Source organism: Desulfonatronum parangueonense, assembly GCF_054656975.1.
The window spans coordinates 1,692,761-1,712,111 of the sequence record NZ_BAAHXH010000003.1; the positions used below are offsets into that span (position 1 = coordinate 1,692,761).

At 53.5% G+C, this 19,351-nt stretch carries 22 protein-coding genes and 1 pseudogene; 14 read left to right on the forward strand and 9 right to left on the reverse strand.

Annotated features, from left to right (window positions below; all coding sequences use genetic code 11):
- Positions 1-377: 377 nt before the first annotated feature.
- From ACYQ15_RS07710 to ACYQ15_RS07720, 3 genes are all read right to left on the reverse strand, one after another.
- A complete protein-coding gene (locus ACYQ15_RS07710) occupies positions 378-2,777 on the reverse strand; it encodes a PAS domain S-box protein (protein WP_459936945.1) in 2,400 nt (799 codons plus the stop codon).
- Positions 2,778-4,180: 1,403 nt separating this feature from the next.
- Positions 4,181-4,921 carry an imidazole glycerol phosphate synthase subunit HisF gene (hisF, locus tag ACYQ15_RS07715; RefSeq protein WP_459939556.1) on the reverse strand — a complete coding sequence of 247 codons (741 nt, stop codon included), beginning with the start codon at positions 4,919-4,921 and terminating at the stop codon, positions 4,181-4,183.
- 120 nt (positions 4,922-5,041) lie between these two features.
- Positions 5,042-5,422 carry a LexA family protein gene (locus ACYQ15_RS07720; protein ID WP_459936946.1) on the reverse strand — a complete coding sequence of 127 codons (381 nt, stop codon included), beginning with the start codon at positions 5,420-5,422 and terminating at the stop codon, positions 5,042-5,044.
- A 399-nt stretch (positions 5,423-5,821) separates the two neighbouring features.
- Between ACYQ15_RS07720 and ACYQ15_RS07725 the strand changes: the two genes are divergently transcribed.
- Positions 5,822-6,205, forward strand: a complete 384-nt coding sequence (locus ACYQ15_RS07725; protein ID WP_459936947.1) for a hypothetical protein — start codon at positions 5,822-5,824, stop codon at positions 6,203-6,205.
- Between the two features lie 573 nt (positions 6,206-6,778).
- On the opposite strand, the gene ACYQ15_RS07730 is transcribed toward ACYQ15_RS07725, so the two are convergent.
- Entirely contained in the window at positions 6,779-7,030 is a 252-nt protein-coding gene (locus ACYQ15_RS07730; RefSeq protein WP_459936948.1) for a LexA family protein, read from the reverse strand.
- A 1,257-nt stretch (positions 7,031-8,287) separates the two neighbouring features.
- Between ACYQ15_RS07730 and ACYQ15_RS07735 the strand changes: the two genes are divergently transcribed.
- From ACYQ15_RS07735 to ACYQ15_RS07780, 10 genes and pseudogenes are all read left to right on the forward strand, one after another.
- Positions 8,288-8,647 (forward strand): hypothetical protein, encoded by a 360-nt coding sequence (locus ACYQ15_RS07735; protein ID WP_459936949.1) that lies wholly within the window; start codon positions 8,288-8,290, stop codon positions 8,645-8,647.
- 107 nt (positions 8,648-8,754) lie between these two features.
- Entirely contained in the window at positions 8,755-9,105 is a 351-nt protein-coding gene (locus ACYQ15_RS07740) for an Lcl C-terminal domain-containing protein (RefSeq protein WP_487247219.1), read from the forward strand.
- Positions 9,106-9,285: 180 nt separating this feature from the next.
- Positions 9,286-9,597 carry a hypothetical protein gene (locus tag ACYQ15_RS07745; RefSeq protein WP_459936951.1) on the forward strand — a complete coding sequence of 104 codons (312 nt, stop codon included), beginning with the start codon at positions 9,286-9,288 and terminating at the stop codon, positions 9,595-9,597.
- Between the two features lie 152 nt (positions 9,598-9,749).
- Positions 9,750-11,003 (forward strand): annotated as a pseudogene (locus tag ACYQ15_RS07750) (restriction endonuclease); the annotation flags it as partial.
- Positions 11,004-11,142: 139 nt separating this feature from the next.
- A complete protein-coding gene (locus tag ACYQ15_RS07755) occupies positions 11,143-11,376 on the forward strand; it encodes a DUF2442 domain-containing protein (RefSeq protein WP_459936952.1) in 234 nt (77 codons plus the stop codon).
- 59 nt (positions 11,377-11,435) lie between these two features.
- Positions 11,436-11,690, forward strand: coding sequence for a hypothetical protein (locus ACYQ15_RS07760; RefSeq protein ID WP_459936953.1), 255 nt, complete (start codon positions 11,436-11,438; stop codon positions 11,688-11,690).
- 15 nt (positions 11,691-11,705) lie between these two features.
- The gene (locus ACYQ15_RS07765) at positions 11,706-11,918 is read left to right on the forward strand and encodes a hypothetical protein (RefSeq protein ID WP_459936954.1); all 213 of its coding nucleotides are present in this window, start codon (positions 11,706-11,708) and stop codon (positions 11,916-11,918) included.
- Entirely contained in the window at positions 11,908-12,336 is a 429-nt protein-coding gene (locus tag ACYQ15_RS07770) for a PIN domain-containing protein (RefSeq protein WP_459936955.1), read from the forward strand. The genes ACYQ15_RS07765 and ACYQ15_RS07770 overlap by 11 nt, the downstream gene beginning before the upstream one ends.
- A gap of 40 nt (positions 12,337-12,376) precedes the next feature.
- The gene (locus tag ACYQ15_RS07775; RefSeq protein WP_459936956.1) at positions 12,377-12,658 is read left to right on the forward strand and encodes a hypothetical protein; all 282 of its coding nucleotides are present in this window, start codon (positions 12,377-12,379) and stop codon (positions 12,656-12,658) included.
- A 125-nt stretch (positions 12,659-12,783) separates the two neighbouring features.
- Positions 12,784-13,083 carry an AbrB/MazE/SpoVT family DNA-binding domain-containing protein gene (locus ACYQ15_RS07780; RefSeq protein ID WP_459936957.1) on the forward strand — a complete coding sequence of 100 codons (300 nt, stop codon included), beginning with the start codon at positions 12,784-12,786 and terminating at the stop codon, positions 13,081-13,083.
- A 49-nt stretch (positions 13,084-13,132) separates the two neighbouring features.
- Here the strand turns inward: ACYQ15_RS07780 and ACYQ15_RS07785 are convergent, their stop codons facing one another.
- Positions 13,133-13,411, reverse strand: coding sequence for a hypothetical protein (locus ACYQ15_RS07785; protein WP_459936958.1), 279 nt, complete (start codon positions 13,409-13,411; stop codon positions 13,133-13,135).
- A 78-nt stretch (positions 13,412-13,489) separates the two neighbouring features.
- Here ACYQ15_RS07785 and ACYQ15_RS07790 point away from each other — a divergent pair, with 78 nt between their 5' ends.
- From ACYQ15_RS07790 to ACYQ15_RS07800, 3 genes are all read left to right on the forward strand, one after another.
- The gene (locus tag ACYQ15_RS07790) at positions 13,490-13,990 is read left to right on the forward strand and encodes a hypothetical protein (RefSeq protein WP_459936959.1); all 501 of its coding nucleotides are present in this window, start codon (positions 13,490-13,492) and stop codon (positions 13,988-13,990) included.
- Entirely contained in the window at positions 13,987-15,168 is a 1,182-nt protein-coding gene (locus tag ACYQ15_RS07795; protein ID WP_459936960.1) for an AAA family ATPase, read from the forward strand. Before ACYQ15_RS07790 ends, ACYQ15_RS07795 begins: the two co-directional genes overlap by 4 nt.
- Before the next feature lie 437 nt (positions 15,169-15,605).
- Positions 15,606-16,202 (forward strand): nuclease-related domain-containing protein, encoded by a 597-nt coding sequence (locus ACYQ15_RS07800; protein WP_459936961.1) that lies wholly within the window; start codon positions 15,606-15,608, stop codon positions 16,200-16,202.
- Positions 16,203-16,243: 41 nt separating this feature from the next.
- Here ACYQ15_RS07800 and tnpC read toward each other — a convergent pair whose 3' ends face one another.
- From tnpC to ACYQ15_RS07820, 4 genes are all read right to left on the reverse strand, one after another.
- Positions 16,244-17,830 (reverse strand): IS66 family transposase, encoded by a 1,587-nt coding sequence (tnpC, locus tag ACYQ15_RS07805; RefSeq protein WP_459936962.1) that lies wholly within the window; start codon positions 17,828-17,830, stop codon positions 16,244-16,246.
- Between the two features lie 70 nt (positions 17,831-17,900).
- On the reverse strand, positions 17,901-18,254 hold the full coding sequence (gene tnpB, locus ACYQ15_RS07810) for an IS66 family insertion sequence element accessory protein TnpB (protein ID WP_459935681.1): 354 nt from the start codon (positions 18,252-18,254) through the stop codon (positions 17,901-17,903).
- Positions 18,251-18,598, reverse strand: a complete 348-nt coding sequence (gene tnpA, locus ACYQ15_RS07815; protein WP_459936963.1) for an IS66 family insertion sequence element accessory protein TnpA — start codon at positions 18,596-18,598, stop codon at positions 18,251-18,253. The genes tnpB and tnpA overlap by 4 nt, the downstream gene beginning before the upstream one ends.
- Positions 18,538-19,290 (reverse strand): hypothetical protein, encoded by a 753-nt coding sequence (locus ACYQ15_RS07820; protein ID WP_459936964.1) that lies wholly within the window; start codon positions 19,288-19,290, stop codon positions 18,538-18,540. Before ACYQ15_RS07820 ends, tnpA begins: the two co-directional genes overlap by 61 nt.
- Positions 19,291-19,351 lie beyond the last annotated feature (61 nt).

Sequence of the window (19,351 nt, forward strand, 5' to 3'; positions counted from 1 at the left end):
AAGGATAACTGCTCAATAAGGCAGGGCACCAACCACCGCGGATCCGTTCTGCTGGATACCGGCCTGCGCCGGTATGACGGAATGGAGTGCCTCGATAGCGAGTTCTCTCGGTCGTCACCCCGGCGCATGCCGGGGTCCAGGTGTTTTGGTGTGGGTCAGTGGCCCGGAGTTATTGAGCAGTTACGGAAAAGGTTACTTATTGAAAATTGTGGCAAGCATGATCTGGATTCCCGCCTTCGCGGGAATGACTTTTTAATGCCGTCACCGAGTCAGTCATATCCGCGAAGGCTGTTGCGATGACGAAAAACGAGACAATCCGGACGCGCTGAATGGTTGCGTATACTGTATCTTCTGTCATCCAGGGGGCCGAACCATCATCAGGTGCTTGACGTTTCGCCATTATCCAGTGCGTGCCTGACTCCAGCCGCCAATTCCTTCAATTGATACGGCTTGCCGATGAAGCCCACGGCCCCGGAAGCCAGGGTATCCTTGCCATGACCGTTGGCCGAGTAGCCACTGGCGATGATCACCTTGGCTGAAGGGTTGATCTGCAACAGTTCCCGCAGACATTGGTGTCCCCCCATGCCGGGCATGTTCAAATCCAGCAAAATCAGGTCGATACTCTGACTGTTTTCCTGGTAGAACGCCAAGGCCTCTTCCCCGTTGGAGGCGCTGTAAACCGTGTATCCGAAAGATTGAAGTGCTTCCCTGGTCAGTTCCCGAATTTCCGGTTCGTCGTCCACCACCAGAACAGTCTCGTTGCCGCCCTGAAGAGCTGTTTCCTGGGTATCTTCATTCATGGAGCCTTCTTCCTGTTCAGCGGCCGGCAGGTATATTTTGAACGTCGTACCCAGGCCCGGTTCGCTGTAGCACTGAATATGCCCGCCATGGGCCTTGACGATCCCGTAAACCGAGGCCAGTCCCAGGCCGGTTCCCTTGCCCACATCCTTGGTGGTGAAAAATGGGTCGAAAACATGTTTCATCACCTCCTTGTCCATGCCATAACCAGTGTCCGTGACAGTCAAGAGCACATGACGTCCTGCGAAAGCGCCCGGATGGAGCCTTGTGAAAGCCTCGTCCAGAAGCGCGTTGCTTGTCTCCATGACGAGCTTTCCCCCATCCGGCATGGCATCCACGGCATTGCCCGCCAGGTTGAGCACGATCTGCTCGATCTGCACCGGGTCGGCCAAGAGCGGCCAAGCTGAAGGATCAAGATGCAGTTCCAGGGCGATCATCTTCGGGGTGGTCCGCTCAAGAATGCGAACCGCTTCTTGCACTTCATGGTTCAGGTCAAACCGCACCCTGCGCGACTCGGCCTTGCGGCCAAAGAGTAGCAGCTGGCGCACCAATTGGGCCGCGCGGTCAATGGACTTGGCCACGTTCCGCAGCCGGGAAGCGTCAGGATGATCCGACGGCTTGTCATGCAGGAGCAGTTCGATGTTGCCGCCCATGACCTGGAGCAGGTTGTTGAAGTCATGGGCCACGCCCCCGGCCAGGATGCCCATGGACTCCATTTTCTGGGCTTGGAGCAACTGGCCTTGAAGCTTTTCCCGCACCTGTTCCGCCTGCTTCCGTTCGGTGATATCAACAAGAAAACCACTGTATACGATCTCGCCACCAGGTCCTTTTTCAACACTGGTATTCATGGACACCCAAACGGTCTCGCCGTTGCCACGTTTCAGCTCAACCTCATAATTCCTCGCATACCCGTGTCGGTGCAGATGGTCCTTATAGTGCTCACGTTCCTCTGGGCGGGCATAGAGCTGCGTGGCGCTTGTCTTCTTCTGATCGATCATCTCACCAGGCGTGGCATACCCGAAGGTTCGAGCGTATTCCGGATTCAGCGAGAGGTAACGTCCTTCGGGAGTAACCTGAAAAACACCAACAGGAGCATTTTCAAAAAGTTCCCGATATTTTTTCTCGCTCTCCCGCAAGGCCGCTGCCCCTTTGTTCCGTTGTCGCAGGATGGCGAACAGCCATGTGATCAACATCAGGAGCACGACAATGAAACCTGTCAGTGCGATCAGGAATTTTTGGGATCGGGATGCCAAAGCTGCTTCAGCCTGCCTGCGATCGGTCTCGTCGAGCAGAAGGGACAGCAGCACGTCTCGCCCTTCCAGCGTGATGACTTCGGCAGACCACAAGGCAAACCTGTTCTCGCCGGATTTGTTCAGAAAGCGAATCGGCTCGTCCTTGAAAAAACCTTGCCCCTTGATCTTGCCAATCAACCGGTCCCGGACATCAGGATCGGACCAGATACCGATCTCCTTGGAAGTCCGTCCGATCTGTTCTTCCCTGGTGTAGCCGAGCATTTCCACCCAGCGATCGTTGACATCAATGAAGCGGCCCGTTTCGATTTCAGAAATCACCAAAGGGGCGGGACTTGCACCAAACGCCTTGGCAAAGTGTTCCTCGGAATGTTTTCGTTCCGTAACGTCCTGCACCGTGAAGGTGACGCCGATGGAGAGGTCGTCGGGGTCGAGCGGCGTGGAAGAGAGAACAACATGCCGAATGGCTCCGTCCCTGGTTTGGAAGCGGGTTTCCACTGACCCTGTCCCGGTTTCAGCTATTTGGCGATACTTTTCCCGGCCCACAAATTCGAAATCCTCTTCTGCCGGGTAGAGCATCCTTGCATTCTGTCCGATGAGTTCCTCCCGGCTGTAACCTGTCAGGTTCAGAATGTAGTCGTTGACTTCGACAATGGTGCGGTTTTGCACCCAGCCGATGCCGGTCGGGGCGGTCTTGAGGATGTTGGCCAGCACTTGTTCGGTCCCCAACTGCCTCATTGTCCCGTTTGCCGCTGATTCATCGGCGCCTCGCGCATGCAAAGGGATGAATGTAAGCAGAAAAACAAGGAGGCAGCATGTCCTGCTGAAGCTGGACAGCTTGCTGTCTGCATTCTGCGTGACAGTGTTGCCATTGAACCGACAGCGTTTGGGTTGGCCAGAACTTGATGTCATGGAAACATCTTGTCTTTTGCGCTATGCGTCATGATCGGGATGTCCTTCTTGGCTCCAGGGGGTGTGGATTCGCGGAGGGTTAATGAGCCGACATTACTTGCAACCTTCAATCTGTTCCTGAGATTTGTCCGGGACGAGCGTAACATCCTTATTGTAGCGCACCAAGTCTCAGGTCAGGACGCTTAACGCACTGATATCCGGGGCGTCGTGCAGGACAGCCTCGAGAGGGACAGTCTTACTCCTGAGTTCCTCTTCAGCACACCTGCGTTCCGTGATATCCTCGACAGTGCAAACAACATACTCAACATCGTCTTTAACCACAAATCATGACGTTGTGCTGATGGACGGCAGTCGTGACTCCCCTGCTGCATTGGGCATCTGTTCTTCGGTGAAATACTGCAGCCCACTGGCAAGACATCCCTGATGCCTTGACGGAATGCATCAACGTATTTCGGAAGGAATCATACATGTCCCTCTTGGCGATATCCTTTTCGGGAAACCAAATATCCACATGCGCCTTGTTTGCCGTTCACCCGGCCCATAATGTTCATCACGGTCTTGTTCCGCGCCCGTTCCTTCGGCGAAGTCCCCAAATGAATACAGGACAGTCTGAATGCCTTGCTCCCGACAATGCCACTCCAGGCCAGGATTGCCGAAGCACAGACAGCCCTGCGACATGAGGCGCTGTGATGATTGCCAGAAGTGTCGGCAGTGCCAATAAAAACATAGGCGAGTGAGTTGGCCGGGAAAATCCTGAAAGCTTGAGGGTTTCTCCGGCTATGGGCTTGGTTGAAACTGATGCTTGACCTTGTAGCCAGCTATGGGGGAAAGGGAGAAAGTTTATCTCAATATGAACAATCCGTATGCATGTTGACCTAATACTGTGCCAGTAAATCCCCATTTCTCTGCATTGCTCCCAATCCTATCTCCCCATCGTACTGACGATCTTCAAGGTATATCTGCCTGCAGCGGAACAGGCAGATTTGACGAAAGAGGAGCCACGGCCTGAAGCCTTACCGCAAGGCGGCAATGACTACCGCCCAAGTCCACCCTTAAATCGACCATCACCACCGAAAAACCCTGGGGCGAAGTTGGAGCAGGAGGCATAGAAATTGTTTCAGTCCAACAGGGCGAAGACGATCGAGACGGACCGTGTTTATCATGTCGCACAGGGATGAAGAGTTCCAGAAAGACGGCAGCCTGACGGACGATTCCATTGATCAGGTAATCTTTACCCCTTGGACCCGAAGATAGTGTTTCAGGTCGCTGATGCGGATCATTCCAAAATGAAACACGGAAGCGGCAAGCAAAATTGATGCTCCTGCCTGGACGGCGTCGAAGAAATGCTCCAGCTTCCCGGCTCCACCAGAAGCGACGACTTCCGCTGAAACAGCTGCCTTGATAGCACGGATTACCGGAAGGTCATAACCTGTTTGTGCCCCGTCTCCAGCCTTACTGGTTGGCAGAATGACCGGCACACCGTATCCATCCACCCGTTTTGCCCACTCCACAGCGTCCTGATTCGTGGCCGTGCGCCCGCCGTCGACGTACACCTCATAGCCGGAAGGCATGGCCTGATTGCGATCCACATCAATAGCAACTGTCAGCTTTTCCGGACCGAAAGCCTTGGAAAGCTCCGGAATCAATTCAGGTTTACGAAATGCTGCACTGCTTATGGAAATCTTGTCAGCACCTGCCTCAAGCACGGCTGCAGCAGAGGACACATCAGCGATGCCGCCGCCCACAGTGAAGGGGACGGACGTGACTTCAGCCACACGCCTCACTACATCCAGCATTGTGGCCCTGCCCTCTACCGTTGCAGTGATATCCAGCAATGCAAGCTCGTCCGCCCCATTTGCACAGTAGGCTCGTGCACACTCAACCGGGTCCCCGGCATCTTTGATGTCCACAAAATGAACTCCCTTAACCACGCGCCCATTACGCATGTCCAAGCAAGGCATGATCCTAACGCTCACCACAACCTCCTATTTTGTTTCAATATCGTGTTGGGAACGTCAATTTTCAGCAGATGCTCCAAAAAGGAGATCGACTTCATTCCTTTAACGCCCCCTCCAGCAACCTTAACCCTCAACTCCCTTACCACTCACCACCACACCCCAGACCTCGCACCCCATCTCGGACGTCACCTCTATCACCGGGTAGACGGCATTGGCCGGGACCAGATACGTCCTTCCGTCTCGCATTTTCAGCGTCTTCACCGTGAACTCGCCGTGGATCTGAGCGATCACGTTCTTGCCGTCGGCTACCTGGAGCGACCGGTCCAGCACCAGCATATCCCCGTCGAAAATCCCGACATCCTTCATCGAGTCGCCGGACGCCCGGACCAGGAACGTTGCCGCCGGGTTCCGGACCAGGTGCTCGTTGATGACCAGGCGCTTATCCAGATAATCGTCGGCAGGTGATGGGAAACCCGCTGCTACCGGACTGAGGTATAGAGGCAAACTGACTGTTCTCTTGGTTTGGCGTCCTGGGTGGGCAGGTCGGTATTTCGCTGGATGATATGTAATGTGGAAATCCTTGATTAAACCGATAGCCGGAAACGACTGCGGGAACAAGCCAGCGTCACCATGCGCCCCCATTGTCTCAGTATCTGCATCCTGATATCCACATCCAGCCGACAAGTAATACCACCAGCGCGTCAGCAGACGGCATGGGGCGTTTGATGATTGCCAGAAGTGTTGGCAGTGCCAACAAAATGGGCGCAAACAGTGGAGGTTTTACTGTTTGGCAATTACTTGCGACACGCTGGATTATTGTATTTGTGTCATGGCACGTATCGTGCTTCGTAGCAGGTTAACACCCACAACATCAAACCTTCAACCCACAAGAGGAGATTGAAAATGCGAAAAATCATCCTGTCCGCCACTCTGTCACTGGCCCTGCTGCTCATGGCAACGCTGAACCTTCACGCCGCCAGCGGTACTTATATCGATTGCATGCACGGCTGCCCGGATCTGATCGTCTGCACCAACTGCTGCAACGAGACGTTCAGCAGCATCCTGGCGACCTGCAAAGCGAAGTGGGACCAGTGTGATAGCCTGTGCCCTCCAGGAAACATGGGCTGTCTCGACGAATGCATATTTGCCATAAGCGAGTGCCTCATGCAGGACATGCGGGATTTCGATTGCCCAGAGTGGACGGAGGTCGCTCCGCGGTCGAGGTTGAGCAAAAGTGTTTTAATCTGTCCTTTCATTTACTTTAAAGACGTGTGTTTTGAAATCTAATTGGAAGGTAACTACTCAGCTCATCTGAGCAAAATCGGACTGGATACCGGCCTTCGCCGGCATGACTGAACTTGGAAAGGATTTGGTACGATATGTCATTCCGGCGAAAGCCGGAATCCAGTACAGGTGAATGATTAAACACGGATGTGCTGAATAACTACTCAGCAACCTAATGCCGTTGCCGAGTTTGGCTCGGAATCGGATTCGGTATCGGGGTCGGTATCGGAAGCCATGTACAGGGGCATTCCGTGTTTTTGAACCGATTCCGACCCCACCCCGATACCGATTACCGCAGAAAGAACGTGTGCTGAGTAGTTACCTTCTTTTTCAACCTTGAACTGAATGTCATCGACAGGATTGCATCCTATTACATAGGCCGATATGAAGTCACCAAAAACTGGACAGTATTCTAAGGTAGAATCCACGACACGGGAGGGACAATTACATTTTTGGCATGTTTGGGTTGATCCTCCCGAAACTCCTATTCCCGCTACTCCACACCCCAACTCCCTAATCACGCTCACCACCCCCCCACACCTCGCACTCCATCTCGGGAGTCACCTCTATCACTGGTTAGCTGGCATTGGCCGGATCCAGATACGTGCTTCCGTCACGCTGCTTCAGCGTCTTCAACGTGAACTCACCGTGGATCAAAGCGATCACGATCTTGCCGTCGATGGCCTGGAGCGATTTGTCCACCACCAGCATATCCCCGTCCAAAATCCCGGCATCTTTCATCGAGTCGACAGCAGCCCGGACCAGGAACGTCGCCGCCGGGTTCCGGACCAGGTGCTCGTTGATGTCCAGGCGCTTATCTGGGAGCATTACGCGTTTATGACACAATTCTACGTTCGCTGAGGTATGTCGCCCTTACAGGGCTCTTTCGCTTTCCCATCGTTGTCCCAGGGCGTTGCCCTGGGCTATAACATGTCGCCCCTTTGGGGCTGAAATCAAGCCCTGAAAGGGCGAAACAGAATTTAATACCACCCCGCCCTTCGGGCACGGGGTCAAGAATTCCCCTCCTTTGGAGGGGTGGCAGGCGAAGCCTGACGGGGTGGTGCCGAAGAGAAGTGCAAAAACGCTACATGTCCTTACTTTTCAACCTAAACCACCCCGCCCTACGGGCACCCCTCCGAAGGAGGGGAATTTAAAACCACCCCGCCCTACGGGCACGGGGTCAAGAATTCCCCTCCTTTGGAGGGGTGGCAGGCGAAGCCTGACGGGGTGGTGCCGAAGAGAAGTGCAAAAACGCTACATGTCCTTACTTTTCAACCTAAACCACCCCGCCCTACGGGCACCCCTCCGAAGGAGGGGAATTTAAAACCACCCCGCCCTACGGGCACGGGGTCAAGAATTCCCCTCCTTTGGAGGGGTGGCAGGCGAAGCCTGACGGGGTGGTGCCGAAGAGAAGTGCAAAAACGCTACATGTCCTTACTTTTCAACCTAAACCACCCCGCCCTACGGGCACCCCTCCGAAGGAGGGGCAAATATAGCCCAGGGCAACGCCTTGTATATCAATGAGTTAGTTTATCCAGCCCTGAAGGGGTGATCTAAATGGGTGAAGCTCATCAAAAAATGCGTAATGCTGCGCATCCCGATTTACAGAAACGCGTAATGCTCCCCGCTTATCCAGATAATCGTCGGCAGGAGATGGGAAGCCCGCTGCTACCGGACAGAGGTAGAGAGGCAGACTGACTGTTCTCTTGGTGAGGCGTCCTGGATGAGCCGGTCGATATTTCGCTGGATGATATGTCATGTGGAAATCCTTGATCTACTGATAGCTGGAAGCAGTTGCGGGAACAAGCCAGCCTCACCGCATTGCCCCACCATCTGTACACTGATATTCACATCCATCCCAAAAGTCACACCACCCCGGTGCGGCCGGCAAACGGCATGGGGGCAGCTTACTTTTTGCCAAAAGTGTTGGCAGTGCCAACGGAATTGGCGCAAACAGCAGAGGCTTGATTGGTTGAGATGATTTAATAACATGCTGGTATTGTGTTGTTTTTGTCATGGCATGTATCGTGCTCACAAGGAAACATCATCGAAATTAGACCTTCAACTCACAAGAGGAGATTGAAAGTGCGAAAACTCATCCTGTCCGCTTCCCTGGCTCTGTTGTTCATGGCAACCCCCAACCTTCACGCCGCAATCGGCACCTATATCGACTGCATCCACGGCTGCCCCGACCTGATCGACTGCACCAACTGCTGCAACTCACACTTCATGAGCATCCTGGAGTCCTGCAACGCGAAATGGAACCAGTGCGAGGCCCTGTGCCCTCCGGGGAACATGGACTGTCTCGATGTGTGCGTGATGAACAGAAACGATTGCCTCATGAAGGACACGCGGCATTTCGACTGCCCGAACTGGAAGGCCGGCGGCCCGCAACCGGGTCTGACAAAGTCCCTAAGCTGTGGCCTTGATTGCCACGTTTATTAGGCTTTTGCCATCAACCATCCGAAAAGGAAGAACGTCATGCGGAAAACGTGGAGAAAGCTTTCCACAATAGCAGCCCTGGCCTTCATGCTCTGCCTGACCGGGTGGTCATGTCCGGAGAAGCCCAGGCCCAAAGGTTCGTGGACAATGGGAACGGTACGGTGACGGATACGGTGAGGGGGCTGATGTGGACCAAGGATGCCAATCCGTTTGGAAAGTTGAACTGGCATGATGCCATGGCGAGATGCAGCTCTTTCAGCATCTCCGGAATTGGCGGTTGGCGTCTGCCGAGCAAACTTATGGGTCACAAAACTATGGTCATGACTCAAAGGTACAGCCATCTTGTGCCTGGAGCTGCGCAAAAAGCTGTTCAAAGACTGGAAGCTGCCGCAAAGGCAGCGAAGACAGCAGGTAAAGTGATCCCCTTTGACCAGAGCAAAGCCGCCGAGGATGGTGAATGAAAATCCACTTTCGTCTGGTCGACGGGGAAAAAGCCATGTTTCTGGAACTGGCCGACTCCTCTCTCTGTGGCTTCGGAAGCCAGGAATTACTCGCTGACCTGCCAGGGAATCCACTGGAATATGCGGACATGAACACAACCTTGCTGAAAGTCGACCGGTACAACTCAAAACGGCAGCCATGTGACAGAGGTAACGCTGACCAAGTTTCCTGATATTTGTAAAAGGGTCATCCGCATTGTTGCCAATGCCGCCGGAACCGACCTGCCAACCGTCAAAACCTGGAACGAACGTCGCCACCTGGACCCGCTGACCTTCCGCCGCGAACTGGCCGCCTTCGACAATCGAACGGACGAAGACGCCGAGCTGTGGCCGGGGAAGACCGGCAAGGACTTGTCCAACCTGAAAAGCCGTGCAAGAACCAGCTTCAGAAAACGCCTTGCACGGCTGGAAGCCGCCGCCGAACAACGGTGCCGTACACTGACAACCGGCTGATCCCTTCCCGCTGAAAAGTCCCTTTTGTGCACTGTTTTAGCCTCCTGGCCACCACTCGTTGAAGCGTTTTTTTGAGGCTGCGGCATGGACGCAAAAAAAGCCCGCCGGTGAAGGCGGGCCTTAGGGAGAGAGTGGATAGGGAGGGGTTAAGTGTCGGGCTGGGGGAAAGCATCCGCTGCGTGGTTTCCGTGTCCATGCTCACCGAGGGCTGGGACGCCAACACTGTAACCCATGTCTTGGGCGTGCGGGCCTTTGGCTCCCAACTGCTCTGCGAACAGGTCATTGGCCGCGCCCTGCGCCGTCAGTCCTACGACCTCAACGAACAGGGCCTGTTCAATGTCGAATACGCCGACGTTCTGGGCATTCCCTTCGACTTCACGGCCAAGCCGGTCATCGCCCCGCCCCAGCCGCCCCGGGAAACCATCCAGGTCAAGGCCGTCAAACCGGACCGCGATCACCTGGAAATCCGCTTCCCCCGGGTCCAGGGCTACCGCATCGAGCTGCCCGAAGAGCGCCTGACCGCCCATTTCACCGACGACTCCATCCTGGAGCTGACCCCGGAACTGGTCGGCCCGTCCATTACCAAGAACCAGGGCATTATCGGCGAGGGCGTGAATTTGACCCTGGAACACCTCCAGGACATGCGCCGATCCACACTGCTTTATCATCTCACCCAGCGTCTGGTGGAGACCAAATGGCGAGATCCGGACGAGCAGCCCAAACTCTACCTCTTCGGGCAACTCAAGCGCATTGCCAAGCAGTGGCTGGACACCTGCCTGAACTGCTCCGGCGGTACCTATCCAGGCCAGTTGATGTACCAGGAGCTGTCGGACATGGCCTGCGAGCGGATCACCGCGGCCATCACCTTGGCCCACATCGGCGACCGCCCAATCAAGGTCACGCTGGACCCGTTCACGCCCATCGGCTCCACCATGCACGTCAATTTCAACACCTCCAAACGTGACCGCTGGCAGACCGACGCCCGGCGCTGTCACGTCAACTGGATGATCCTGGACAGCGATTGGGAGGCGGAGTTCTGCCGGGTCGTTGAGGAGCATCCTCAGATCCGGGCCTACGTCAAGAACCACAACCTGGGCTTCGAGGTACCCTACCGCAAGGGCTCCACAGCCCACCGCTACCGGCCCGACTTCATCGTGCTGGTGGACGATGGGCAGGAAGACCCGCTGCACCTGATCGTGGAGATCAAGGGCCGACGCGGGGAAGACGCCAAGAACAAGAAGCTGGCCCTGGACACCTTCTGGGTGCCCGGCGTGAACAACGACGGCCGCTTTGGCCGCTGGACCAGCGCCGAGTTCACCGAGGTATACAAGATCGAAACGGATTTCGCGGCCAAGGTCCGAGAAAGGTTTAACGAGATGATCGTGGCTGTGGTTGGTGGGCGGTAATGGGCGACTGGTGGTTTGTAAAGATAGTTGAGAAAGACTATTTACCATCCATGAAGAAGAACTTATGGCCAACTGGACACTGGCCGTGAACGGCGAGCCCATATTCCCCATTGAGCCTTTACGTTAAGAGGTAATTCACATGATCGAAATTACATCTGTCCAAGCATCTCATGGGTTTGAGCTTGTTGTTGGATTCAACACTGGCGAGACCAGACGTTTCGACATGCGACCCTACCTTGGCTATCCGGTTTATCGTCGACTGGAGAACCCCGGCTTTTTCTCCCTGGCAAAAGTGGCCTATGGAACCGTCACATGGCCGGACGGCATCGATATCGCGCCGGAAACCGTATATCATGAGAGTATCCCCTGTTGATTGCATACAAGTATTGTTTTTTCTGCTGCTAGCAAAAGAAAAAGCCGGTCAAGGAGCTGGTGCAAAAAGTCTTTTCGCACCAAGCAGTGGTCAGTGATCAGTGGTTAGTGGTCAGTAAAATCAACATGTTGCGTGAAGCTCACAGAGTTGTGGATTCAGTCCACAAACTTTTGCAGTGGCCTCATCAAGAGCGGGTTTATTTTCGCGCCAAAGTGCGGGAAGATTCATTGAAATGGTTGTGGCGGTGTCAGACGGTGATGCGTGGCTGGTGGTTTGGAATAAGAACGAGTAAGGTTTTGTCCATTATGCTTTGAGAAAAGGAGATTAATATGCAAGCAATTGAATTTAAGACAAAAATAAAAGATGGCTGTATATATATTCCTGAAAGATACAAAAATAAAATCAGTTCAAATGTAAAAGTCATATTGCTGACAGAACAAACCATGGATGATGATATGGATTTTATAGATGAAATTATCAAAAATCCAATCAAGCTGAATAGCTTTGTTCCGCTCAAAAGGGATGCAATATATGAAAGATAAAAATACAATAATATCCTGTTTCATTGACTCCAATGTTTGGTTATACGCATTTATTAAAGCACAAGAACCAAGAAAAAGCGAAATTGCAAAATCAATTATCACAAATGACAGCTACTCTATTTTGATTAGCAGTCAAATAATCAATGAAGTTTGCATAAACCTAATAAGGAAGGCTAATTTTTCTGAGGACAGCATAAGAAGGCTGATTGACAATTTTTATAAAAAATATGAAGTAATTGACATTGAAAATAAAGTCCTTTCAAATGCCTCAATATTGAGAGAGAATCATTCATTTTCTTTTTGGGATAGTATCGTTGCGTCTTGTGCAGTCTACGCAAAGGCAGATATTCTTTACTCTGAAGATATGCAAAACAACTTCAGGATCAAAAACACAAAAATTGTCAATCCATTTTCATGAAGCATCATGATTCCGCGTATGCCAAACTGGACAATCTCCAATGCCTAAAAAGAAAACCGAACCAGCCTACAAGACCGTTGAGACCATCACCCTTCCGGACGCCAACCGGGTGAACATCCCCACGGCGGAATATCAGTCCATCATGCGCAAGGATGAGCAAGAAACCGAGTGCAAAAAGTGCTTTTTGCACTCGGCAGTAGTCAATGACGTGTGGCTTGTGGTTTGTAAAACAGGAGGTTGCCGGAAGGTCTTGGGGCGTTGGCTTCGGCCCAGGGACTTTTTGCACCGACCTCAGCATGCCCAAAATCTACTGATTCCATGAAAATCGTGACCGAAGGGCCGAAGAATGGGCGCCAACCTGCTGATAGGGTTATGCTTGACCACGCGTCATGCACGCCCTAATCTGAATATCAGATATTCCGATTTTTACTTTCAAGGAGTTGTGTCATGCCTCATCAGCCAGAAACAATAAAAATTGGCAAACGCGGGGCGATCATTATCCCGGCGGCCATTCGGCAGCAGTATGGTTTTTCGGAAGGAACCCGGATTCTTGTGCAACCCACCGAGCAAGGTGTTTTTCTGCAACCGGTGGTCACCTTGCCGGTAGAGGTGTACACCCCCGAACGAAAGGCTGAGTTTTTACTGAACAACGCCGTTACCCACGAAGATTATATCGAGGCAGTTAAGCAGATCCGCGAAATGGGTCTTGATCCGGAGTTGATCCCCCACCAGCGGCTCAGCGCATGAAAGGCCGGGAAAGTGTCTTTTTAGATGCCAATATCCTCTTTTCCATCAGTTATGGCAGCAAGGGGCTTTGTGGCGGCTTCTTGATCGTGACGCGGCTGGCCTGTGCCGTCTGCTGGCTTCGCGGTACGTTATCGAGGAAGCCAGGAGAAACCTCACCCATCCCGGACATCTCGCCGTATTGCAAGACATCCTCGTTCACCTGCGGATTGTATCCGAACCAGATCCGGAACTCTCCTGTCCCATTGCCCTGCCACCCAAGGACAAACCGGTTTTCATGGCCGCGGCGACAGCCCGGGCTGATTTCTTTCTGGCCGGTGATTTCAGACATTTTAGCGCCTATTATGGACACACTGTCTTGGGCGTTACCATCTGCACTGCCAGGGAATATCTTTCGAGGAAAGGATAAATGCCCAAAAAGAACACCGAACCAGCCTACAAGACCATTGAGACCATCACCCATCCGGACGCCAATCGGGTGAACATCCCCACGGCGGAATACCAGTCCATCATGCGCAAGGATGAGCAGAGTCCCATCCGTCTGGCATACGAGCGCCGCAACCGTGACCTGGACCCACAGCTGGTCTGGCGGGGCAAGGATGAACAGGACTGGTCCGACCTGGTGGTCCACGCTCCGCCCCTGTACATCCAGGAGAAGGTCCACCCCAAGGTGCTTATCGACGATCTGGTCCGGGAACGCGAAGGACGACGCCCTCCAAAACAGACCCAATTCAGCCTGTTCGCGGACTTCAACGGCATTGCCGACGAAGCGGCCAAGACCGAGTTCTACCAGCACGCGGAGGGCCTCTTTGAGGCCAGTGATCAGTGGCTGGTGGCTGGTGGTTTGAACAAGACACAAGGCACAAGTCACAAATCACTGGACAGTTGTGTTCAGTGGCTGGTGGTTTGAACAATCCACAATCCACAAGTCACAAATCACATTCACAAGACACAAGTCACCAACCACAAACCACCACTCAACGCGCAGCGGTATTCATAGGCCCGGAATTCGGAACCGTCTCCAGACCCGATCTGGTGGCCGCGGCCCGCGAGGCCGGAGACGCCGGGTTCGACGCCCTGATCGCCTGCGCCTTCAACTACGACGCCCACTCCGCGGACTTCACCAAGCTGGGCCGCATCCCCGTTCTCAAGGCCCGAATGAACGCGGACCTGCACATGGCCGACGACCTGAAAAATACCGGCAAGGGCAACCTGTTCGTGGTCTTCGGCGAACCTGATGTGGAAGTGGTGAGTGGCCGAACTCACACCCCCATACGACCCCGGCCGCTACGTCCAGCCATTCAGGGCGCGGCAGAGGCCGGATACGAGATGCTGATCATCGACTCCCTGACACACGCCTGGGCCGGCGAAGGCGGTATCCTGGAATTCGTGGATCGGGCGACGCAGGCAGTGAAGAACAATTTCGCCGCATGGAGGGAAGCCAGCCCGAAGCACAACCAGCTTGTGGACGCCATGCTCGGAGCGCCCCTACACATCATCGCGACGATCAGGTCAAAGACGGCTTGGGATGTCCAGAAAGACGAGCGGACCGGCAAGACCCGGCCTGTCAAGATCGGTCTGGCTCCTGTCCAGCGAGACGGGCTCGAGTACGAATTCACGACGGTCCTGGAACTGTCGGTGGACGGGCATATCGCCACGGCGACGAAGGACCGAACGGGTCTGTTCGACGGTTCCTACTTTACCCCTGGCAAGGCCACCGGCGAGCGTCTGATGGCCTGGCTGACAGGCGAGTCTGCCAACGGAAACGGGAGTGATCAGCCCGTCAATGCGCAGTCCAAGCCAACGGTGGTCCAGATCCCCCCGCCATCAAAGCCTATCCCGAGGACGGACAGCGGCACGACGGTCGTAGATCTGTACGGTGTTCTGCGGACCTTGGGTCTCGGAGATCAGGTTGAGCTGTACGAGATGTACCTCGTGAAGAAGTACGGTCACGGTTCGAAGGATTTGACGCCCGGCGAGATCAGTGAGCAGTTCATCACATTGAGCCGGTGCAAGAGGGATGCGAAAATGCTCAAGCAGTTGACTGGTTACTTCGCGGCGTTGGAGAATTTCCGGAAGGCGGCGTAAGCGAGAAGCTGGCCAGGGGAAGCCCTTAAATGTTGGAGGGCTTCCCGTGGTTTAAGTTCTAATCCACCACTCGTACTTGACCTTATTGCCAAAGATAGGGATGAAGGGAAAACTTGTCATAGTATGAAAAAAAGTGACACCAATCATGGCTTGAACTTAAGAACCTTTCTCCTCAATACGGAATGATGCAATTATTTAAGATCATTCACTTATGCTGAGCCATCCTTTTTTTCGGTTTGGTTAGATTAGTTTTCAATGTGATTGGATACGACAAAGCACCGTTTACTTTACGAAATTTACCATGCCGAGAGCCATACAAGGTGGAGCCGTATAAAAGTAAGTCATTACCAGTTGTGAAGCCTGCCGTTTTTATCTGGACATTCAGTCCGCTGACTTAAACCCACCTGCATTCAACAGGTGGCAGTTTAGGCCCAATCATGCCAGTAAGAGCTTATCGAACACTTCCATTCCAGACTACGCATGAAAATCGTGCTTTCGATGAGTTATATGGGGAACTCAAGCGAGTCTGGCAAGAATCCGAAGAATTGGTAGTGTTACTCGGGAATTTCTACTGCCAGGGTTCAGAAATTGACGCTGCCGTGTTGAAGCATGACAGCATCTCAGTTCTTGATCTCAAAGACTACGAAGGAAAGGTTTTGTTCTCGGAGAACGGACGCTGGTACGCGAATGACGTTGAGATCAAGGGCGGCAATAAGCGCAATCCGTATCTACAAATCCGTGATAACAAATTCTCATTGCTCGATTTCCTAAAAGCGCTCGACACGCTTCCGTCGGGGAGAAACCCGAACTACGGACACATATCAGGGATTACGGTATTCCACAAAACGATCGAGTTCAACGATACTCAGATTCCAAGGACGATCTCGCCGTGGTTCCACGTGGTAGATCTAGCTCATGTTGCGGAAAGGCTATCGCAGATTACCAGCCGAGCGATAGACCTTTCAGTTAAAGATATTGAATTCATCGTAGAACGACTTGCTATCCCGTCGTACGTCCCGGCTGGAGAAAAGTAAGCGTCAGAACGCCTACATCTTTTCCTGCCAAGTCATGCGGACTATGAAGGGACAGAATTTCCAGCAGTCAATTCTTCAAGTTTTTGAGGTGTAAGATTTTGTGGGAGTAGCTGTCTGATTTCAGTGTTGGTTTTGGCTTGGGGCAGGGAGGTGAAGACGTGCAGGAGGTAGAGGTAGGGATTGAGCCCGTTGGCTTTTGCGGTTTCGATGAGGGAATAGATGGTCGCACTGGCATGTGCACCTGTAGGGGATCCGGCGAAGAGCCAATTTTTTCTGCCTACGGCAAAGGGCCGGATGGCGTTTTCCGCAAGGTTGTTGTCAGGCCGCAGGCGTCCGTCTTCGAGGAAAACCACGACGCGACTCCACTGGCCGAGGGCGTAAGTAATGGCTTTCCCCAGCAGGCCTTTGGGCGGGGTAGTCAGGACCCGTTCATCCAGGATGGCCTTGATTTTATCCATGATCGGCTTGGTGTGCTCCTGACGCAAGGCCTTGATCTGATCCGGGTTCAACTTGTCTATCCGGGCCTGCTTTTCGATCTTATAGATCTTGCCGATCAGGTTGATGATCGTGACAGCGGTTCCATTTTTGTTTTTGGCTCCTGCCTTGATCACGTCCATGAACTTGCTGCGCACGTGGAACATGCAGCCAACATGAATGATGCCGGGTCTGGCCCCCACGGCATTGTAGCCGGCGTAGCCGTCGGTCTGCAGATAGCCTTTGAAGTCACCCAGGATGTACTCGGCGACTTTTCCGCCTCGACTTGGGTCATAGTGAAAGGTGACAATTGGGCTTCCCGGCGGCCCTCCCCTGGCCACCCACATGAAGGATTTGGCGGTGTTTTCCCGTTCCGGTTCGCGCAACACCTGCACGGTGGTCTCGTCCATGTTAAGGATGTCGCCATATCGGAGCTCTTCGATCATCATGTCCATAAGCACCTTGCAGGCATTCGCGGCAAGGATCATCCATCCCGACATGGTAGCTCTGGAAATCGCCGCGCCGATCCGGGCGAATATTTGTTCCTGGCGATACAGAGGCAGGCCGTCCACGAATTTGTTCACGCAGATGTAGGCCAACAGCCCTGCGGTGACGATGCCCTGATTGATGATCTGCGGGGGCATGGGAGCTATTTTTACGGTGGGACCGTCGTCTTCGACTCCTTCACAGGCCGGGCAGGCGTATTTGAGTCGGATATGACGGATGACCTGGATTTTCTGGGGGATGACGTCCAGCTTTTCACTGACCTCTTCACCGATCTTTTTCAGGGCACAGCCGCAGGGGCAGATTTTCGCATCATCAGCAATGTCGTGAACCCGGTCGAGCCGAGGCAAGTCAGGGGAGAGAGGACGGCGCCCTCTTTTTCTGCGGGTATGCGCATCGACCGTTTCCAATTCTTCAGCAGCTGAGCTTTCCTCGGCCTGCTTTTCGAGTTCCAATGCGACCAGCTCCGCTTCATTGAACAAGCTGAGCTGGCCCTGTCTGTTGCGGAGTTTGGCTTTTTCGGATTTGAATTGGTAATGCAGCGATTTGAGCAGGCGGACTTGCTCCTCGAGTTGGGAGATGTAGGAGTCCTTGTCCGCGATGATGGCCTTGAGTGAATCAAGGTTATCTGGCAATGAAACTGCGTCCATGGCCTAGATAAATAGATAAAATCTCTATAAATGTCAATAAATTTATGCTAACTATTATATAATTCAGAAATTAGCTTAAATTTGAATATTTCAGCTCTGGATGGCCAGAAATCTGCTTCAGATCGAGTCCGTCCAGCAGCCATTGAAGTTGGCGAGGTTCCATCTCCAGGACGTCTTGTTCGGAATTGGGCCAGTGGAAACGGTGCATCTCCAGTCGTTTCTGCCAGAGACAAAACCCGTTGCGGTCCCAATACAAGATTTTGATGATGGTTCTGGACTGATTGCAAAAAACGAAGAGATGCCCGGAGAAGACGTCTCGCTCCAAGTGGTCTGCCACTATTAGCGAGAGGCCGTTGATGGACTTGCGCATGTCCGTCGCTCCCAGGACCAGGTTGACCGTGGTTGCCGATCCCAGAAGCGTCATCGGAGCTGCTCCAAGGTGCGAACAAGCTTTTCCAGTACTGGCACGCTAAAGTCTCCGCAGATCTCCACCGTGAAGCGATGACCAAGGTGGACACGCAAAGCCCCCTCATCTTGCCGAGGGCTGGGCGGGACGAGGTGCTGCCGTGGGACGGGAACTATGACAGGAGGCAAAGAAGGCTGTCGGTCACGTTCGAACCGGCGCTTCCAATATCCCATTGATTTGATGGAAACGCAGTTCTGCCGACAGTACTCCGCCTGAGAAAAACCGCTTGCCCGCCACTTGGCTACATGCTCGCGCCAGAAATTGGCCTTCTCGGGATCTGACCTACGATTGCTGATTGCCATTTTGATTCCTCCTCAAAGGTTGATGAGAAGAATCCTATGGCAGAAATGGAGGCATGCTGTAAGAAGTAGTTGTTTTGACGCTTACTCCGATTTCTCGAATCGTCATTCCGGCCTTGTGCATTTCCAGTACCGCCGTGCATTGTTCGTGCTTGGCCATTTGTAACCTCCATGACCGCGGCTTGCAGTTCATCAAATAATGTGCGTGCTTGCTCCAATGCCTGCAGATGCGGCTTTCGCTGCTCCTGGCCTCCGTAAAGAACGACGCCGGCATTGCGTTTCAGACGCCGAAGAATACTACAAATGATACGTAGATCCTTGCCCCATTCGCCTTCCGGCCCTTTGGCCAGAGCCTGGTCCTGTTCACTGTCAGCCTGAGCCTTGTGAGCCTTGATGAACAGGTGCGGATTGTCCACAAGATTGTCTCTGACCTTGGCGTTGGATTTCGCGTAATGTTGCCAAATCACGTTCAGATCTCTTGCGGACAGAGGCTGTTCGACCAAGGCGCCGGTCAACCTGACGGCATGGTCCTTGTTGGCGCGTGCCAAGGGTGCCAGGATCCGACCAGCCGCCCATGTGGAGACATGGGCCTTACACAAGGCGTACAGGTCTTCTTCGGGCAGGACGTTGACCAATGCCAAGCGTCTGCTGATCCAACTGGGATCGCATCCCAATTTCCGGGCCACCTGAGCCATGCTCCCTGGATTCCCGGAAACACATGACGAGACAACATTAACCATCTGATTTAACAGTGAA

Excerpts from the sequence above, each read along its gene's own strand:
- tnpC (WP_459936962.1), bottom strand. The coding sequence starts at position 17,830 with ATGGACGCAGTTTCATTGCCAGATAACCTTGATTCACTCAAGGCCATC.
- ACYQ15_RS07725 (WP_459936947.1), top strand. The coding sequence starts at position 5,822 with ATGCGAAAAATCATCCTGTCCGCCACTCTGTCACTGGCCCTGCTGCTC.
- ACYQ15_RS07765 (WP_459936954.1), top strand. The coding sequence starts at position 11,706 with ATGCAAGCAATTGAATTTAAGACAAAAATAAAAGATGGCTGTATATAT.
- hisF (WP_459939556.1), bottom strand. The coding sequence starts at position 4,921 with ATGCCTTGCTTGGACATGCGTAATGGGCGCGTGGTTAAGGGAGTTCAT.
- ACYQ15_RS07780 (WP_459936957.1), top strand. The coding sequence starts at position 12,784 with ATGCCTCATCAGCCAGAAACAATAAAAATTGGCAAACGCGGGGCGATC.
- tnpB (WP_459935681.1), bottom strand. The coding sequence starts at position 18,254 with ATGACGCTTCTGGGATCGGCAACCACGGTCAACCTGGTCCTGGGAGCG.
- tnpA (WP_459936963.1), bottom strand. The coding sequence starts at position 18,598 with ATGGCAATCAGCAATCGTAGGTCAGATCCCGAGAAGGCCAATTTCTGG.
- ACYQ15_RS07770 (WP_459936955.1), top strand. The coding sequence starts at position 11,908 with ATGAAAGATAAAAATACAATAATATCCTGTTTCATTGACTCCAATGTT.
- ACYQ15_RS07755 (WP_459936952.1), top strand. The coding sequence starts at position 11,143 with ATGATCGAAATTACATCTGTCCAAGCATCTCATGGGTTTGAGCTTGTT.
- ACYQ15_RS07740 (WP_487247219.1), top strand. The coding sequence starts at position 8,755 with ATGTCCGGAGAAGCCCAGGCCCAAAGGTTCGTGGACAATGGGAACGGT.
- ACYQ15_RS07820 (WP_459936964.1), bottom strand. The coding sequence starts at position 19,290 with ATGGCTCAGGTGGCCCGGAAATTGGGATGCGATCCCAGTTGGATCAGC.
- ACYQ15_RS07785 (WP_459936958.1), bottom strand. The coding sequence starts at position 13,411 with ATGTCTGAAATCACCGGCCAGAAAGAAATCAGCCCGGGCTGTCGCCGC.
- ACYQ15_RS07775 (WP_459936956.1), top strand. The coding sequence starts at position 12,377 with ATGCCTAAAAAGAAAACCGAACCAGCCTACAAGACCGTTGAGACCATC.
- ACYQ15_RS07730 (WP_459936948.1), bottom strand. The coding sequence starts at position 7,030 with ATGCTCCCAGATAAGCGCCTGGACATCAACGAGCACCTGGTCCGGAAC.
- ACYQ15_RS07800 (WP_459936961.1), top strand. The coding sequence starts at position 15,606 with ATGCCAGTAAGAGCTTATCGAACACTTCCATTCCAGACTACGCATGAA.
- ACYQ15_RS07790 (WP_459936959.1), top strand. The coding sequence starts at position 13,490 with ATGCCCAAAAAGAACACCGAACCAGCCTACAAGACCATTGAGACCATC.